Origin of the sequence: Marilutibacter chinensis, from assembly GCF_021725675.1 — a bacterium.
In the GTDB taxonomy this organism is placed as follows: Bacteria; Pseudomonadota; Gammaproteobacteria; order Xanthomonadales; family Xanthomonadaceae; genus Marilutibacter; species Marilutibacter chinensis.
Window position 1 is genome coordinate 167,847 of sequence record NZ_JAKJPO010000007.1, and the last position, 16,427, is coordinate 184,273.

At 70.2% G+C, this 16,427-nt stretch carries 13 protein-coding genes and 2 pseudogenes; 7 read left to right on the forward strand and 8 right to left on the reverse strand.

The genetic code is table 11. The features are described from left to right. Positions 1-246 precede the first annotated feature (246 nt). On the forward strand, positions 247-702 hold the full coding sequence (locus L3V18_RS12010) for a hypothetical protein (RefSeq protein WP_237055173.1): 456 nt from the start codon (positions 247-249) through the stop codon (positions 700-702). 86 nt (positions 703-788) lie between these two features. On the opposite strand, the gene L3V18_RS12015 is transcribed toward L3V18_RS12010, so the two are convergent. Then, positions 789-1,430 (reverse strand): cysteine hydrolase family protein, encoded by a 642-nt coding sequence (locus L3V18_RS12015; RefSeq protein WP_237055174.1) that lies wholly within the window; start codon positions 1,428-1,430, stop codon positions 789-791. 93 nt (positions 1,431-1,523) lie between these two features. On the opposite strand from L3V18_RS12015, the gene L3V18_RS12020 reads away from it, so the two are divergent. The 3 genes from L3V18_RS12020 to hemE all read left to right on the forward strand — a co-directional run bounded on the left by L3V18_RS12020 (position 1,524) and on the right by hemE (position 3,982). Further along, positions 1,524-2,486 carry a GlxA family transcriptional regulator gene (locus tag L3V18_RS12020; RefSeq protein WP_237055176.1) on the forward strand — a complete coding sequence of 321 codons (963 nt, stop codon included), beginning with the start codon at positions 1,524-1,526 and terminating at the stop codon, positions 2,484-2,486. Between the two features lie 35 nt (positions 2,487-2,521). Next, complete coding sequence (locus L3V18_RS12025; RefSeq protein WP_237055178.1) at positions 2,522-2,779, forward strand: WGR domain-containing protein; 258 nt, start codon at positions 2,522-2,524, stop codon at positions 2,777-2,779. A 129-nt stretch (positions 2,780-2,908) separates the two neighbouring features. Then, positions 2,909-3,982, forward strand: a complete 1,074-nt coding sequence (hemE, locus tag L3V18_RS12030) for a uroporphyrinogen decarboxylase (RefSeq protein WP_237055180.1) — start codon at positions 2,909-2,911, stop codon at positions 3,980-3,982. A gap of 75 nt (positions 3,983-4,057) precedes the next feature. Here the strand turns inward: hemE and L3V18_RS12035 are convergent, their stop codons facing one another. The 6 genes from L3V18_RS12035 to L3V18_RS12060 all read right to left on the reverse strand — a co-directional run bounded on the left by L3V18_RS12035 (position 4,058) and on the right by L3V18_RS12060 (position 13,392). Beyond that, positions 4,058-4,690 (reverse strand): copper chaperone PCu(A)C, encoded by a 633-nt coding sequence (locus tag L3V18_RS12035; RefSeq protein WP_237055182.1) that lies wholly within the window; start codon positions 4,688-4,690, stop codon positions 4,058-4,060. Then, positions 4,687-4,824 (reverse strand): hypothetical protein, encoded by a 138-nt coding sequence (locus tag L3V18_RS12040; protein WP_237055183.1) that lies wholly within the window; start codon positions 4,822-4,824, stop codon positions 4,687-4,689. The genes L3V18_RS12035 and L3V18_RS12040 overlap by 4 nt, the downstream gene beginning before the upstream one ends. 399 nt (positions 4,825-5,223) lie before the next feature. Beyond that, entirely contained in the window at positions 5,224-5,661 is a 438-nt protein-coding gene (locus L3V18_RS12045) for a DUF2946 family protein (protein ID WP_237055184.1), read from the reverse strand. A gap of 86 nt (positions 5,662-5,747) precedes the next feature. Beyond that, the gene (locus tag L3V18_RS12050) at positions 5,748-7,145 is read right to left on the reverse strand and encodes a metallophosphoesterase family protein (protein WP_237055185.1); all 1,398 of its coding nucleotides are present in this window, start codon (positions 7,143-7,145) and stop codon (positions 5,748-5,750) included. Between the two features lie 139 nt (positions 7,146-7,284). Continuing rightward, positions 7,285-9,585, reverse strand: coding sequence for a hypothetical protein (locus tag L3V18_RS12055; protein ID WP_237055186.1), 2,301 nt, complete (start codon positions 9,583-9,585; stop codon positions 7,285-7,287). 198 nt (positions 9,586-9,783) lie between these two features. Next, positions 9,784-13,392 (reverse strand): hybrid sensor histidine kinase/response regulator, encoded by a 3,609-nt coding sequence (locus L3V18_RS12060; RefSeq protein ID WP_237055187.1) that lies wholly within the window; start codon positions 13,390-13,392, stop codon positions 9,784-9,786. 390 nt (positions 13,393-13,782) lie between these two features. Here L3V18_RS12060 and L3V18_RS12065 point away from each other — a divergent pair. The 3 genes and pseudogenes from L3V18_RS12065 to L3V18_RS12075 form a co-directional block, all read left to right on the forward strand. After that, positions 13,783-14,340, forward strand: a pseudogene (locus L3V18_RS12065) (YceI family protein); the annotation flags it as partial. A gap of 185 nt (positions 14,341-14,525) precedes the next feature. Beyond that, positions 14,526-15,098 carry a cytochrome b gene (locus tag L3V18_RS12070; protein ID WP_237055188.1) on the forward strand — a complete coding sequence of 191 codons (573 nt, stop codon included), beginning with the start codon at positions 14,526-14,528 and terminating at the stop codon, positions 15,096-15,098. Positions 15,099-15,109: 11 nt separating this feature from the next. Then, the gene (locus L3V18_RS12075; RefSeq protein ID WP_237055189.1) at positions 15,110-15,691 is read left to right on the forward strand and encodes a YceI family protein; all 582 of its coding nucleotides are present in this window, start codon (positions 15,110-15,112) and stop codon (positions 15,689-15,691) included. 409 nt (positions 15,692-16,100) lie between these two features. Here the strand turns inward: L3V18_RS12075 and L3V18_RS12080 are convergent. Beyond that, positions 16,101-16,349 (reverse strand): annotated as a pseudogene (locus L3V18_RS12080) (glutaredoxin family protein); the annotation flags it as partial. Positions 16,350-16,427 lie beyond the last annotated feature (78 nt).

A 16,427-nucleotide genomic window follows, 5' to 3' on the forward strand; every position in this document is an offset into this window, starting at 1 on the left:
GGCGTCGATCCGTCACCTGCAACAACGCCGCACGGGCGCGGTCGTGAACCGGTCTCGACCAACTTCACATGTGGCCCGTCGCCGCGTTTCACGGTGTGTACCCGCGCGGAGAACCGGCCCCGGATGGCTCACGACACGCTCGAACTGCTGCTGTTGCTGCACCGCCTGTCGCGTCCGTCGCCGCCGGAGACTCAAGCGGGCACGCCCTCCGTCACGTCAACCGCCCCCCCCTTCCAGGAGCCGTCCATGCCCGGCCAGTTCGAATTCCTCGACAAGCACTACGACCCGACCGACATCCCCGAGGTCGCCGCCCAGACCGCGTTCGAGCGCTTTGGCAACTACCCCAACGCGCACACCAGCACGGTGATCTTCAACGTCGCCTGGTCGGCGCTGACCGACGCGATCAGCCAGGCGGTACTGACCTACGTCAATGGCGGCGTCGCCACCGGTTCGGCGGCGGCGACGCTGAGCGAGGACGGCCGGCAGTGGAACATCGTCCTGACCGGCCTGCAGTACGTGAACGCCACCCGCACCGTGGTCCAGGGCCGCTCGCAGTACTCGATCGCCGAGTACAGCAACGGCAGCGTGTTCGTGAACGCCGAAGCGCTCGGCGGGCAACTGCTCGGCGATGTCGTGCACCTGAGCACCGGCTTCGGCACATGGGTGAAGAACCTGCAACTGAAGAATCCGTCTGCCTCCTGAGCGCGCGCAACGGCGCAGCCACGTCAGGCGGGACTGCGCCTCCAGGCCGACCGGACGCGGCGCCACGCGATCCGGTGCCGGCGTGCTCAGGCGACCCGGCGACGCTCGCGGGCGCGCCGGTTCGACGCCACCGGGTTGTCGGCCTCCACGCCCGCGCCCGATGCCAGCAGGCCGACCCAGCGGTCGGTATCCAGCACCGCGGCGAAGTTGCTGTGGAACACCACGCTGAAAACGCGATGGATCTCCTCGGCGCTGGCGTGACCGGCCGCGTTCTCGTACGGCAACGTGCCGGTCGCATCGATGAGGAACTCGACTGCCAGTCCCGAGTGCGCGGCGTCGAAGACGCTCGCGGCGTCGCAGTTGTGGGTCATGTAGCCGGCCACCGTGACGGTATCGACCCCATGCCCGGCCAGCCACTCGCGCAGGCCGGTACCGGCGAACACGCTGGCCAGCGACTTGTCGACGTAGTGGTCGCGCGGCCGCCCGGCGATCTCCGGATGCAGCGCCCAGCCGTGCGACCCCTCGGCGAATGCCGGCGACCGCGCCGGCGCGGTGTGCTGCACCACCACCACCGGCACGCCGGCGGCACGCGCGGCATCCATCGCACGACCGATGTTGGCGAGGCTCTCGCGCGGTGGCGGATATTCGATCGGCAGCTGACCGTCGAAGTACTCGTTCTGCACGTCGACCACGATCAGGGCGCGCTTGCGCGGCGGGTTTTCGTTCATGGCATGGCTCCGTCGGTGGGGATGGCGCCATTCTTCGCCGGGACTGCACGTACCAGAAGTGGCCTGATTGACATTATTCGATACAATCGGGCCATGTCGCCGCAAAGCACCTCCACCGTCGCCGTCGTCGCCTTCGACCGGATCAGCCCGTTCCACCTGGGCGTGCCGTGCATGGTGTTCGAGGACCGGAGCGACGAAGGCCTGCCCCGGTTCGAACTGCGCGTGTGCGGAATCGGGCGCGGCCGGCTGCGCACCGATGCGGGCTTCGACATCGAGGCGCATCACGACCTGACCGGATTGCGCGACGCCGACATCGTGATCGTGCCGGCCTGGCCCGATCCCGACCTGCCCGCGCCAGCCCCGCTGCTGGACGCCCTGCGCGCAGCCCATGCGCGCGGCGCCTGCGTGGTCGGTCTGTGCCTGGGCACCTACGTACTGGCGGAGGCGGGATTGCTCGACAACCGTCCCGCGACCACCCATTGGGCCTGGAGCGAGCATTTCGCCCGCCGCCATCCGCAGGTCGCGCTGCAGACGGACGTGCTCTACGTCGACGACGGCGACGTGCTGACCTCGGCCGGGACCGCCGCGGCGATCGACTGTTGCCTGCACCTGCTGCGGCGCGAGCACGGCGCCGAGGCCGCGAGCCGGGTGGCGCGGATGATGGTGGTATCGCCGCACCGGCGAGGCGGACAGGCGCAGTACGTCGAACGCCCGCTGCCGGACGCCTCCCGCGACGACCGCCTGGCCGGAGTGCTGGAATGGGCGCTGCGGAACCTCGATCGCCCGCACCGCCTCGATGACCTGGCCGAGCGCGCGCTGATGAGCCGGCGCACGTTCACCCGCCGCTTCCGCCAGGCCACCGGCGCCACCGTGCACCAGTGGCTGCTGACCCAGCGCCTGGCGCGGGCGCAGCGGCTGCTGGAAACCACCGACCAGCCACTGGAGGCGGTCGCCGCCAGCACCGGCTTCGGCTCGGCGGTATCGCTGCGTCAGCGCTTCGCCGCCACCTTCGGGGTTCCGCCGTCGGCCTGGCGCCGCGAGTTCCGCGGCACCTGAGAGCCGGGCGGCACTGGCGTACAATTGCCGCCCTTATGCGAATGCTCCTGCAACAACGCCCCGACGGCCCGGAAGAAGCTCCGCGCTTCGTGCAGCTGTTCCTGCAACCGGACCTGCTCGGCGGCTTCACCCTGGTCCGCGAATCCGGACAGATCGGCGGCCGCAGCAGCGTGCGCCGCGAGCAGTTCCTCGACCACGCCAGCGCGGTCGCGGCGATGGAACGCGCGCGCGACCAGCAGATCAAGCGCGGCTTCCAGGTGATGTTCGCGCAAGGCGCGAGCGCGCCGCGATGACATTCCTCATTGCGAAGTGATGAGGGATCCGGATCTGTTTCCCACGACCCTGCGAAGGCCGCGCGCCCCCACGCAATTCCTCCAGGCAGGTCCCTCCCTGCCCCGGACGACAATACTGACGACCCGACGATGACCTCCCCCCTCAAGAACGACCGTTTCCTCCGCGCGCTGCGCCGCCAACCCGTCGACCGCACCCCGGTCTGGCTGATGCGCCAGGCTGGCCGTTACCTGCCGGAGTACCGCGCGACCCGCAAGCAGGCCGGCAGCTTCCTGGCGATGGCGAAGAACCCGGAGCTGGCCTGCGAGGTGACCTTGCAGCCGCTGCGCCGCTATCCGCTCGACGCGGCGATCCTGTTCTCCGACATCCTGACCGTGCCCGACGCGATGGGGCTGGGCCTGTACTTCGTCGAAGGCGAAGGACCGAAGTTCCGGCATCCGGTGCGCAGCCCCGACGACATCGCGCGGCTGGCAGTGCCGGACATGGAGACCGAGCTGCGCTACGTGACCGACGCGGTGCGCACGATCCGCCGCGAACTCGACGGCAGCGTGCCGCTGATCGGCTTCTCCGGCAGCCCGTGGACGCTGGCCTGCTACATGGTCGAAGGCGGCGGCAGCAAGGACTTTGCGAAAGTGAAATCGCTCGCACTGAACGATCCTGCCGCGATGCACCGGCTGCTCGGCGTGGTGACCGACGCGGTGATCGCCTACCTGTCGGCGCAACGCGCGGCCGGCGCGCAGGCATTGCAGGTATTCGACACCTGGGGCGGCGTGCTGGGACCGAGGATGTATCGCGAATTCTCGTTGCGCTACCTGCGACGGATCGCGCGCGAACTGGAGCGCGGCGACGGCGACGCGCGTACTCCACTCATCCTGTTCGGCAAGGGCAACGCCGCCTACCTGGGCGAGCTGGCCGACAGCGGCGCCGATGCGGTCGGCGCCGACTGGCTGGTCGACCTCGGCGACGCCGCGCGCGCCGTCGGCGGCAAGGTGGCGGTGCAGGGCAATCTCGACCCGGTCACCCTGTACGCATCGCCGGATGCGATCCGCGAGGAGGCCGGCCGCGCGCTGGACAGCTGGCGCGATGGCAACGGCGGTTCGCGCGAGGGCCATGTGTTCAATCTGGGTCACGGCATGTCGCCGGACATGGATCCCGAGCACGTCGCCGTGCTGGTCGATGCGGTGCATACGCACAGCGCGCGCTGACCGGCACGCACGGCAGGAGGAAGAAAAACGGCGCCGGAAGGCGCCGTTTTCGTTGCGGCCGGATGAAGCGCCCGATCAGCGATGCCCGCCGTCGGCGTCGGGGCCGTCGCCGGCGCCGGCGGACGGGCCCGACGCGCCCAGCGCGAGCACCTGGAATTCGACCTCGACCGGGCCCGCGTGCTCGAACACCAGGGTCGCCCCCACCGTATCGCCCTCGGCGAATGGCTGCGCGGGCTCCATGAACATCAGGTGATAGCTGCCCGGCGCCAGCCGGACCTCGCCGCCGGCCGGAATCTCCAGCCCTTCGTCCAGATGGCGCATCTTCATCATGCCGTCGACGGTCCGCATCTCGTGCAGCTCGACGCGTTCGGCCGCGGGGCTCCGGACCGATACCAGCCGGTCGGCATCGGCGCCGCCGTTGCGCAGGGTCAGGAAACCGCCGGCGACCTTCGCGCCCGGCGGCATCGCCCGCATCCAGGCATCACCGGCGCCGATACCGGCCGGCATCGGTGCCGATGCCGTCATTTCGGCGGCAGGCACTTGTGCTGGCGCGTCGACGGCGCCGGTTCCTGGCTGCGGTTCGGGCGAGGTGCCGGGTGAGCAGGCCGCCAGCAGCGCGGCGGTGGCGACGGCGGTGGCGGCGCTTCGCAGCTGCGGCAAACGGCTCGGAGCCGCGTCCTTCATCGAAAGGTCTTTCCGGAACTTCATCGGTACTCCTCCAGTGAATCGAACAGGGTCAGGGAACGGCGGCGGAACGGGAGGTTCCGCTGCGACATCGAGGCCAGCAGGCACAGCCACAGAAGGGTCCAGGTGCCAATGACGGTGACGAATAGAACCGACATCATCCGTCGGCGCCCCCGCCATCGCAGGCCGAGGCAGAACGAACGCCCGTCGCCGCGCAGGAACCGGGCCTGGTCGACGCCGCCGGATCGACTACGGCGCCGGTGGTCGAGATCCAGTTGCGGTCGGCGAGGTCGCGCCCGGACGGCGGTCGTGGACCACGACCGGATCGAGCGTGGCGGCGAAAGCGGCTGCTGGATCGTGCCGGACCGCCGGCCAGCTCGTCGGCATGCGCGACGGAAGCGGACAGGCAGGGAAACAGACAGACGACCAGGGCCACACGCGTGCGTGCGCCCGGATACGGCGCGCATGGCGCCGCGAACGGGATGTTCGACATGGAAACTCCGAAATGCAAAGAACGCGCACGACACAGCCGCACGCGGCAGAAGGTTTTTTGCGTTTCAGAGCGCCAGAGGCGGCCCGCGCGATCCCAGTCCGCACGGATGCCGCCATTCGCGGCGCAGACCGGCGCCGATTCGACCGGTCGAAACCTGCGGTTTGAACGGCGGGAACAATCCCAGACACAGCGCAAGGAACAGCAGCGACGCCAGCAGCGGGCAGTAATCGCAGTCGGCGCCCGCATGGCCGGAGGGTTTGCCGGGCATGTCCGCGCCGGCCTCGTCCATGCCGCCGTCGGTACCAGGCAACTGCACGTACTTCAGCCCGGCGACGGTGCAGATCGCGGTCCAGTGCGCGCCCGCGCTCTCCCAGCCATCGGCCCCCACGCGCGATTCCGCCAGCCGCCCCAGGGTCGGCACGATCAGCAGCAGCAGGGTGGCGAGGAACGCCAGCCTGAGCATGCCGGTCTGGTACGGGCGGAAGCGGATCACGGCGCGCATTGTAGCGGCCGCGCGCGGGGACCGGCGGATGCAGGCCGGCCCCGAGTCCCGCGAAGCAGCGTCCCCTTCACGACCGCGATCAGGCTTCAGTCGCAGACCGGATCCCCGGCGTCCACGCGTCGTCCCTCTGCCGCCGATTCGGGCTGGTGCCAGCGGAACAGCTCCATCTCCCTGAACTCGTCCTCGATCACCACGAACGTATAGCAGGCGGGCAGGTCTTCCAGGGCGATCCCCTTCAGCGCCTCCGATGCCGACAAACCCATCGCTTCACGACGCCGCTCGAAGCCGCCGGCATCCATTACCCGCTGGAATGCGCCGGTATTGGCCACCTCGACCTTGGCGCCGGTCCTCAGCGTGGCCGTCCAGGGCGTCTCGTACTCGTGGGTATGACCGTAGACGAACTGCCTCATCGCCGGGTAGCGACTGCGGCGCTCGCGCAGATGACGGGCGACGACCGCCTGCTTGGAGTTGAGCGTCGACTCCACCGTCGCCGCCAGGCTCGGCGGCGCGCAGGCCAAGCGGCCATTGATCGCGGCGTGGTCGCACAACTGCCGCAGGTGATCGTCAGGCAGGCCGGCGACCTCGACATCGAGCTGGGCGCGGATCGCTGCGCCCAGTTCCGATTGATCCACGATCAGTTCGGCGAACTCATCGCCGTCGCCCAGGCTGGCCAGCACCAGCGCGTGTCCCCGCGTGCGGGCGTAGTCGAGATCCCACTCCGGCGTCTGCCCGGGCTCGACGGACAGCATCCGCGCGCGTTGCCGGCGCGAGGTCTCGAACAGGTTGAACATCACGAACCGCGCCAGATCCTGTGCCGACCGCCCCAGCCCACGATCGGCGAGGCGGTACTTCGCGCCCAGCGACTCGGGGCTCAGATTGTCGATGATCGGATATTCGCCCTCGACGTCGTTGAACAATGTCTGCACGAACTGCTCGCCCCAGGGGCGGATCATGTGCGCCGCACCGTCGATCTCGACCGTCACCTGCGGCCAGGCATCGTAGCGGTTGGCGTCCTTGCCGATCTGGTGCCCGTGCTCGGCCACGGTCATGCCACTTTCGCTGAGCCAGATACCATCGTCCAGGCGCCGGACGCGGTTGCCGGCGGCCGGCAGCGCCTCCTTCAGCGTCTGCCAGACGGGATCCAGCAGCAGCGCCGCATCATGGTTGCCGGGCACCACGTGCAAGCGGTTGTCGCCGCGGGCGACGAAACGGTCGATCACTTCAAGGTCCGGCGCATGTGCCTGGATCACCCGCCGCGCGAGGGCCAGGGTCTGCTCGGCGGTACAGCCGGCATCGGGGTGGGGCGCGGTGCAGGCCATGCCTGGGTATGGCTGCCAGAGTTCGAGGAAATCCCCGAGCACGATCAAGTCGACGCTGTCGCCATGACGGCGGCTGACATCGTCGAGGAAACCGGCCAGCGCGGCGTTCCAGCGGAAGTCCTCCTGCCGACTCCACTGACCGTCATCCCGTCTTCCCAGCCCCATGTGAGTGTCGCTGACGAATACGAGTGTGCGTGGCGAAACAGGGTCGGGCACGACAGCCGCGGGCTGGGCGGCGGCCGGTGGGCAGAGTGCCGACAACGCAGCCAGAACGAACGGGGCCAGTGGCCTCCGAAGCCCGACCTCAGGTCTCCGCGGGGTCCCCGCCGGTCCCGCGCCCGTCACTCGCGCGTCCATCCGCTTCGTCTTCTTCCACACGTTCCTCATGCTCGGGGTCCTCATGCTCGGGGTCCGGCTGCCGTGGCCGCGGGCAAAGGCGGACCGATGGATCGCCGATCAGCACATACTCGCGGTGCAGGTGACCGTCGCCGACGAAACCGTTGGTTTCGCTGTAGCGACGCTCGGTGGTCGCCACTGCCTGCGCGTACAGCGCCTGTAGGGTCGGGGTATCGCCTTCGTAGTAGGCCCGGTCGATGTCGTTGATCAATTGCTCGGTCAGCACCAGGGCGTAGTCGGTCGGCACCGACAGCGGCGAGGCGATGAACGACTCCACGTTGTGCCGGTGCAAGCGCTGGATCAGTCCGTTGGAGGCGTTCGGCGAGGCGGTGTTGCACGCGGCGAGAAAAGCGGCGCTGCCCGGGGCGAACCGGCGCCGGATGTCCTCCATGTCGATCACCTCGCCCGAACCTCGTTCGATCTCGATGCCGTCGCTGCCGTAATGCGCGACCAGGATGATTCCCTCCGCACCCGCTGGCGCGGACGCCGCGGACGACGCCGCGGACGGCGGCGTACCCGCCGTTCCGGCGAAGAAGGCCTCGACCTGCGTGTGGCCGGTCAGCGCGGCATTGCGCCAGTCGGTTGGCGGCAGCGCGACGATCCGGTCGACGATGCGCTTGTGCTCGTCGGGCAGGTCATGGGCGACCGAGCGACCGACCAGTACGTGCCAACGGCTCACGCAGCCCGGCGTCAGCGCACCGGGGACGGAGATCGGCTCGACCAGAGTGAAGTCGTTCGTGATCAGCTGCGACCCCGGCGCCGCCAGCATCCGTAGCGGCAGATACATGCGCTCGCTGTCGCCGCCACGACCGGGCACGAAGAACTGCGCCGACACCACGGTCTCATCATCCGACTCGGCCAGCGCCTTGAGCGCCGCGAACGCCTGTTCCGCGCTCATTCCCGGCAGTTGCGAGGAGGCCTGCGCGCTGAACAGCTTGTCCTTGATGAATTTCGCCGCCTTCTGATAGGCCCAGTGCCCCCGTTCGGCCTGGCTCAGATAGCCGCGGTCCGCGACGACACGGCGCTGGAATTCGGCGTTCGCGCGGAACGCATCCTCGATCGAAGACACCAGTCGCCAGCCGGCGACCTGGCGTTCGCCGTCGCGCGGCTGCACCACCATCACCGCGTAACTGTCGCCACGCGAGGCACCGACCTCGAACACGTGCAGGCCGACATGGCTGGCGTCGTCCGCGACACCGGCGGGCCTGTCGAGCACGTCGACGACGTCGGCCATGCTCTTGACCACCGGCGCCTGCAGTCGCCGTTCGCGGTCGGACGGGTCGCGGCAACTGGTCTGTCCGAAGAATCCATCGATCGGCATGGTCACCACCAACCCGTCCAGGGCGATGGTCATTTCCTCGTTCCAGACGGAAAGCACGATCTGCGCACAACCGCGCGCATAGGCGTTGACCAGAAACGGGATCGACTGCCGACCGAATACCCGGTCCGTGCGGTCATCCGCTCCTGCGTCATCCGACCCCGTCCCGTCCGCCCCGGTACCGGCCTCCTCGTCATCGATCGACGGAGAAGGCGGCGGGGACGGCTTGCGCAGGACCAGCGGGTAGGCCGTGGTGCCGTTCCCGGGGGCCGGCGAAACGCCGTCGGCGAAGATCGGCACCAGGTGGACGACAAGCGCCCGATCTTCCCGCAGTTCACGCAGCCGTTCCTCCAGGGTCGTGGACACCCGCGCCTGGAGCGCCCGATCGACCACCGCCACGTCCAACTGGTAGGAACGCCCGCGTGCGACCGTGGTTACCGGCGCGCAATCGGGCGGGCAATCGATGCGCGGGGAGACCCCGGCCGTCCAACCGATCCGGAAGCCCTCGACCGGGAGATCCTCCGCGGGCCCGGAAAACGCGGCGGCGGTCGGGACGATTGCAGGCTCGTCCTCCTCATGTACCAACTCCGCCGGTGCCGGCGCGGCAGCGATCGCCCGCATGGCCAACGCTCGTTCCCGAGCCACGGTCGCCGTTCCCGCGGGAAGCGCCTCCGCGATCCGCTCGGCTTCGGAAATCCCCCGCCCGGCGGGCGCATCGATCTCGTCCGGGGGAAGGGACATCGGCGCGGGAGTGGCATGGGCCTCCCCATCGGCGGCCGAGGCCGCGTCGACCTGGCCGACGGGCACCGGTTCCTCTTCGGATCCGATCCGCTGCGCCTGTCCGCAGGCGGCCAGGAGCAAGGCCAGCGCCAGCGCACCTGCGGTTGGCATGCCGCGCATGGGGAGCCCACACCACGCCGTCGGCGCTCCTCCTTTCCCTGATGAGGTGTCCAATGCGTTTCCCCTGTCCCCTGCGTGGCCGGCCTGCGCTCCGCAGAACGGCGGGCCCGCAACACTCTCGGACATACCGCAGGTGCCGTGATGACCCCGTCATCGCGCGCCGGCCCGGGTGGCTCGCAGTCGAAGTCGCTAGGCGGAAGGCCTGGAGGGCTCCCGCGTCACCGCCGCCAGCAGCTCCGCCAGCATCGCGCCGGTGACCGGCTTGCGCACGAAACGGTCGAAGCCGGCCTGCAGGGCCTGCTGCTCGACCGGAACGTCCGCGCGCGCGGTGATCGCGATCAGCGGTGCGTGGAAGCCCTGCACGCGCAACTGTCGCGCCAGGGAAAGACCGTCCATGCCCGGCAGGTCGAGGTCGAGCAGCGCGGCATCGAAGCCCGTCGTCTTCGCGCTCGCCGTGGCGACTTCGGCAAGCGCGGCGAGGCCGTGCTCGGCATGGACGACGCGATGGCCCTGCGCCCGCAGCAGGCCGGCCAGCACATCGGCAACGGTCGCGTCGTCCTCGACCAGCAGCAGGTCCAGGGCGCGCATGGGCGTGGGTGGCGACGCCGTGGCGGCGGTTCCCGCCGTACCCGCCTCGTTCGCGGTAGCCGCCGCACTTTCCGCGAACGGCAGCACGACATGGAAGCGTGCGCCGCGGCCGGGCGCGCTGTCGACTTCGATCCGGCCACCCATCGCCTCGACCAGCTCATGACAGATCGCCAGTCCCAGTCCGCTGCCGCCGTAGCGGTCGGCGGTACGGGCACCCTCGGCCTGCTCGAAGCGGCGGAACAGCCGTCCCTGCTGCTCCTCGCTCAGGCCCGGCCCGGTGTCCTCGACGGTGAAACGCAATCCGCCGCCGGCATCGCGCGCGACGTGCAGGCCGACGTGACCGACCGCGGTGAACTTGATCGCGTTGCCGAGCAGGTTGAGGAGGATCTGCCGGACCCGTTTGGCGTCGCCGTCGACCCGGCGTGGCAGATCGCCGGACAGGCGGGAGACGAATTCCAGCCCCTTGGCGCGCGCAAGCGGCGCATTGAGCCCGACCACCTCGCGCAGCAGCCGTTCCAGCTCGAACGGCGCGACCATCAGCTCGAGCTTGCCGGATTCGATCCGGGCCAGGTCCAGCGCATCGTTGACCAGGCGCAGCAGATGCTCGCCCGCCTGCTTGATCGATTCGGCGAACTCGCGCTGCTCGGCATCCAGGTCGGTGCCCAGCAGCAGCTCGCTCATGCCGAGCACGCCGGTCATCGGCGTGCGCACCTCGTGTCCGAGGGTGGCGAGGAAGCGGGTCTTGGCGAGCGACGCCTGGGTCGCGATTTCGCGCTCGTGCTCTGCCCGCTCGCGGGCGTGCAGCTGGCGCAGCCGGTCGCGATAGACGTCGGACGCCCACCACAGCAGCAGCACCGCGAGCCCGCCGAAGCCAGCCCAGGCCGCCGGCGTGTTCCACCACGGCGGCTGCACCGTGAAGTGCAGGATCTGTTCGGCCGACGCATTGCCGAGGGCGTCGTCTGCGCGCGCGCGCAGCGTGTAGCTTCCTGGGGCCAGGCCGGAGAATTCGCGCTCGCCGCGGCTGCCGTGCCCGACCCAGTCCGGGTCGTAGCCATCCAGACGGGTGAAGTAGCGGATCGCCTCGGGATCGTCGAAGGCCATCAGCCGGAACTGCATCCGCAGTTCGCGGTCGGCGGCGGTCAGCGCCTGAAGCGCCTCGTGCCCGACCGTCCGCCAGCGGCCATCCCGGCGCACCTCGACGGCGTCCCACTGCAGGCGCGGCTGCAGCGGCGGCGGATCGCCGGCGCTGGAGTCGACCAGCACCACGCCGCCGTCGTCGAGCGCTCCGGCCAGCAGACCGTCCGGCGTCAATACCGTCGAATGGTCGACGAACTGATGACTGGACAGACCGTCGGCCAGACCGAACCGGCGCAGGCGGCCCGCCTGGTGATCCCATCGGTACAGCCCGCGCGCGGTCGCCAGCCAGACCCGGCCGCGCACATCCACGTGCAGTCCGCGCCCCTCGATCGCGGGAATCTCGTGTTCGGCACCGACCCGCGCCAGCGGCACCCAGCGGTCGCCGTCGCGGCGATAGCGCTCCAGCCCCGCCAACCGCTGCAGCCACAGGTGGTCGGGGCCCTCGAAGTCGAACCCGTAGACGCGATCGCCGGCCAATCCCGGTACCGGCTCGAAGCGCCGCCCATCAGCCGCCAGGCGCAGTATTCCTGCGTCGGCGGCGACCCACGGCACGCCGTCCGGGTCGAAGCCCAGATCTTCCACGTCGACCGTGTCCAACCCTCCGTCGGGGCCGGCCGGGATATTGGCGAGCACGCGCCCGCTGTCGGGGTCGCGCTGCTGCATGCCGCCGCCGGAGGCGACCAGCCAGATGGTGCCGTCCGGCGCCTGCTTCATCAGCGGGATCGCTCCGCCGGGGGTCGCATCGGTGTCGTCCTCGGGCGCCCAGCCGCGGACGACGCCGTCGCCGTCGATCCGCAGCAGATTGCCGAATAGTCCCGCGGTGCCGAGCCACAGCCGGCCGCGATCGTCCTCCACGATCGAGATCGGGCGCCATCCGGTCAGCGCCGCACGGGTGGCCTCGGAAATCGGGTGGACGATGCCGGACTCGTCCAGGTAATCGAGCTCGCCGCGTTCGCCCATCATCCACAGCCCGCCGTCTGCCGAAGGCGCCATGCCGAGATAGAGCGAACTGGTGAGTCCGCCGTCGCCGTGGGTGAGCTGGGTCACGTCGCGCCAGTCCGGACGCAGGTAACCGAGTCCGCGCCCCGGCACCGGCAGCCACAACGCGCCATTGTCCTGCATCAACAGTTGCTGGATCGCCCGGGTCGGCCCGTGCGCGCCGGTCTGCACCGGCACCGGAATCTCGCCGGGCGCGACCTTCCAGACGCTGCGCTGGGTGCCCAGCCACAGATGGCCGCTGAGGTCGTTGACCACGCTGAGCACGGCATTGGGCTTGGCGAACATCGCCGACCACTTCGGATCGTCCCAATGGCCGTCGGCGACGCGCCGGTAGACGCCACTGTCGGCTCCGACCCACAGGCCGTCGGCGCGGGGGCTGACCGAATAGACCAGCGGTGCGGGTACCTCGCCGGGTACCGGAACCCGCTCGATCGCCTGGCCGTTCCAGCGCGCGAGGCCGGCCAGCGTGCCGATCCACAGCGTGCCGTCGCCGTCGAAGGCCAGCGAGGTGACGGTGGTCGAGGGCAGGCTGGCCGGATCGCCCTCCTGCGGCATGAAGCGGGTGATCCGGCCGTCGGCAGCGAGCCGGTGCAGGCCGCCGCCATAGGTGCCGAACCAGACCTCGCCCGGACGGCTGGCGATCGCGAAGGTGTCGTCGCTGCCGATCCGGGGCTCCTGGTCCATCCGGTAATGGCGGAAGGTCTTGCGGTCGGCCTCCAGCACGCTCAGGCCGCGCGTCTCGACCGCGGCCCAGACCCGGTTGCGGTCGTCGACGTGGACGTAGGTGATCAGGTTGCCCGGCAGGCCGTCGGGATCGGCCGGATCGTGGCGCCAGACGCGCATGCCTGCGCCGTCGTAGCGGGCCAGGCCGTCGGTGGTCGCCAGCCAGATGTAACCGTCGCGATCCTCGGCGATGCCATTGATGTAGCTCGCCGGCAGGCCATGTTCGACGCCGATCACCCGCACCCGCGGAACGTCCGGCATCGCGGCCCGCAACGGCAGCGGCCACGATGCCAGCCACGCGAACGCGACCGCCAGCAGCATGGCCAGTCCCCTCGGGAAATGCGTCGTCATCGGCTCCTTGCCCCCTTTCGCCGGCCATGCCCGCGGCCCGCCTCGACAGGCGGCGGGTACGCCCGCCAACCGGCGTACAGGAGCGCGACCATACCGCAGCCGCACGCCGATGTCCGCCCGCGCGGACTCCACGGCACCGATGGCCACGTGGACCGTGGCCCGCGCGACGATGACGACCGCCCCCCGGCTTCGATCGCCGCAGATCCGGAACGAACCGTTGCCGGCCGTGGCCATGCATCCATGCTCGGCCGGTTGGTATGGTGTCGGCATCCGGGTACCCGCCCCGTTCATCGCCTGCGATCCGCCTGCATGCTTCCGTCGACCACCGCCACCGGATCCGCCCCCGATGCCCGCCCAGGCGCTGGCACCGCGATCCGCGCGCTCGTCTGCATGGCGCTGCTGGTGCCGGGCGCGGTCGCTGCGGAGCAACCGACGGGCTACGCGCTGGACCCGGTGCATACGCGGGTGCTGGTGGCGGTCGGCCACGCCGGTTTCTCGCAGGCGCTGGGCACGGTCTCCGGCACCCACGGCTGGCTGCTGTTCGATCCGGACGACTGGAGCTCGGCGCGGCTCGATGTGCGGGTGCCGTTGTCGCGACTGGATTTCGGCGACGAAGACTGGAACCGCGCGGTCGCCGCGCGCAACCTGCTCGACAGCGAACGCCACCCCGAGGCCCGCTTCGTCTCGACCACCGTCACCGGACACGACCCGCGACATGCGACCGTCTGCGGCGAACTCAGCCTGCGCGGCACGACCCGGCCGCAGTGCCTCGAGGTCACCCTGAACGCGATCGGCCGCCACCCGCTGCCGCCGTTCCGCCGGATGGTCGGTTTCTCCGCGCGCGCGACGCTCAGCCGCGCCGGGTTCGGAATCGACGCCTGGCGCTCGGTGATCGGCGACGAGGTCGAACTCAGGATCGAGGCCGAGGCGGTCCGCGACGCCGACGCGCTCGCCGCCCTGCATCCCGCGGTCGCCGCGGCGGCCGAAGCCGATGCCGCGGCAGCCGACGTAACGTCCCGGCCCGCTGCGACGTACCGGTCGTTGGAGGACGCGGCCGAAGCCGCCCTGGACGAGACCGACGAACCGGCCGACGAAAGCCCCGCCGACATGGATTCCACCGACGAGCCCACGCCATGACCCTGAAGAACACCGCAGACCGCTGGGGCGGCGTCAGCCAGTTCCTGCACTGGCTGATCGTGCTGCTGATCCTGATCCTGGCCGTGGTCGGCCTGAGCCTGGACTCATTGCCCAAGTCGCCGAAGTACTTCTGGGTCTACGACCTGCACAAGTCGACCGGGCTGACGGTACTGGCGCTGGTCGTGGTGCGCTTCGGCTGGCGGCTGTATGCCGGCGCGCCTGCGCCGGTCGCCGGAACGCCGTCATGGCAGGCGCGGATCGCCGGCGCGACCCACTGGTTGCTGTACGCGCTGATCTTCGCGATACCGTTGTCCGGCTGGCTGTACGACTCGGCCAGCGGCCTGCGCCCGCTGAAGTGGTTCGGCCTGTTCACCGTACCCAAGCTCAGCGGCCCGAACGCCGGCATCCGCGACCTCGCCCACGAGGCGCACGAGTGGCTGTTCTGGGCGCTGGTCGCGCTGGTCGTGCTGCACGCGGCGGCCGCGTTCTATCACCACGTCTTCCAACGCGACGACACCCTCACCCGGATGCTCCCCCGCCGTCGCAATGCGACGCCCACGTCCCGATAGCGAGAATTCCGATGCAGAACGCTCCCCGCCCCACGCCGTCCACCCGCGCCCTGTCCGTGCCGCTGCTGCTGATCGCGCTGGTCGCCGGCAACGCCGCCGCCGCCGATTACCAGCAGGTCCCCGGCTCGGCACTGACCTTCGCCAGCCAGTACCAGGGCGAAGTCTTCGTCGGGCGCTTTCCCGATTTCAGGACCACGCTGAGCTTCGATCCGGCCGACCCGGGCGCGGCCAGGCTCGACGTGGTGATTCCGCTGGCGACCGCCTCCACGAAGAACCCCGAACGCGACGAAACCCTGCTGGGCTCGGATTTCTTCGCCAGCGACCGCTTCCCGCAGGCGCGCTACACCGCAACCGGCTTCCGCCCGCTCGGCGGCGACCGCTACGCCGCCGACGGCACCCTGAGCCTGCGCGGGATCAGCAAGCCGGTGACGCTGACCTTCACCTGGACGCCGGGCGAGCGGCCGGTGCTGACCGGCAAGGCCACCGTCAAGCGGCTGGATTTCGATATCGGTGCCGGCGACTGGGCGGACACCGCCGATCTGCCGAACGAAGTCGCGGTCAGCACCAAGGTGGTGTTCAGTCCGACCGAGTAGCGCGGTCGACCTGCCAGCACGCGCGCGCTCCGCCTGCGCCGTGCAGGCACAGCTCGTCTCCACCGATCGCGAACGCATGGATCGCGCCCGAGCGCATCATCAACAGCCCTTCCCAGGTCGAGTCCGGGCTGCCGGTGCCGAGGAACGAAGCGGAAGTGTCGCGACCCCCAAGCGCCGGCCCTTCCACCCGGGCGAACAGGCCCCGCACGGCCTCGAAATCGCGATCGGCCGTGGTGGACGTCACCGCCTTGGTCAGAACGATCCGCTCGATCGCGTCGCCCGCGAAGATCCCGTCCAGCGTACGCCCCGACCAGTCGGGCGCTGGCGCCACCGCCTTCACCAGGTGGACGTCCTCGGCGGCGGCGGCGGCAGGCACCGCGACCGCAGGAAATGCCACCGTCATCGCCATCGCGCACCAACGACGCAACAGGTCGCGGTCGAAGGGCCAGTCCAGCTCCGCACCGCGCCGGTTGTCGCGCAGCACCGGTACCCGGGTGCCGTAGCGCGACTCCAACAGGTCGTCGCCATCGATGAACACGCTCTCGAACTCGGGCACGCGCGCGGCGGCCAGCTCTTCCAGCGCCAGGTCGCAGAGGTGGCAGTCGTCGCGCTGGTAGAGCACCAGCGCCGGAGGCTTCACGGATCGCGTTGCGGTCATGGCGGCAGGCCGGACGGTAGCGGAGGGTCAGGGGCGGCCCCGTAGAATAAGGCGTCGCCCCGCCTGCCATCCCTCGCG

Coding starts and splice junctions, on each gene's coding strand:
- L3V18_RS12010 (WP_237055173.1), top strand. CDS start 247: ATGCCCGGCCAGTTCGAATTCCTCGACAAGCACTACGACCCGACCGAC.
- L3V18_RS12045 (WP_237055184.1), bottom strand. CDS start 5,661: ATGCGCGCCGTGATCCGCTTCCGCCCGTACCAGACCGGCATGCTCAGG.
- L3V18_RS12015 (WP_237055174.1), bottom strand. CDS start 1,430: ATGAACGAAAACCCGCCGCGCAAGCGCGCCCTGATCGTGGTCGACGTG.
- hemE (WP_237055180.1), top strand. CDS start 2,909: ATGACCTCCCCCCTCAAGAACGACCGTTTCCTCCGCGCGCTGCGCCGC.
- L3V18_RS12020 (WP_237055176.1), top strand. CDS start 1,524: ATGTCGCCGCAAAGCACCTCCACCGTCGCCGTCGTCGCCTTCGACCGG.
- L3V18_RS12050 (WP_237055185.1), bottom strand. CDS start 7,145: ATGGGGCTGGGAAGACGGGATGACGGTCAGTGGAGTCGGCAGGAGGAC.
- L3V18_RS12025 (WP_237055178.1), top strand. CDS start 2,522: ATGCGAATGCTCCTGCAACAACGCCCCGACGGCCCGGAAGAAGCTCCG.
- L3V18_RS12035 (WP_237055182.1), bottom strand. CDS start 4,690: ATGAAGTTCCGGAAAGACCTTTCGATGAAGGACGCGGCTCCGAGCCGT.
- L3V18_RS12055 (WP_237055186.1), bottom strand. CDS start 9,585: ATGCCAACCGCAGGTGCGCTGGCGCTGGCCTTGCTCCTGGCCGCCTGC.
- L3V18_RS12070 (WP_237055188.1), top strand. CDS start 14,526: ATGACCCTGAAGAACACCGCAGACCGCTGGGGCGGCGTCAGCCAGTTC.
- L3V18_RS12060 (WP_237055187.1), bottom strand. CDS start 13,392: ATGACGACGCATTTCCCGAGGGGACTGGCCATGCTGCTGGCGGTCGCG.
- L3V18_RS12040 (WP_237055183.1), bottom strand. CDS start 4,824: ATGTCGGTTCTATTCGTCACCGTCATTGGCACCTGGACCCTTCTGTGG.
- L3V18_RS12075 (WP_237055189.1), top strand. CDS start 15,110: ATGCAGAACGCTCCCCGCCCCACGCCGTCCACCCGCGCCCTGTCCGTG.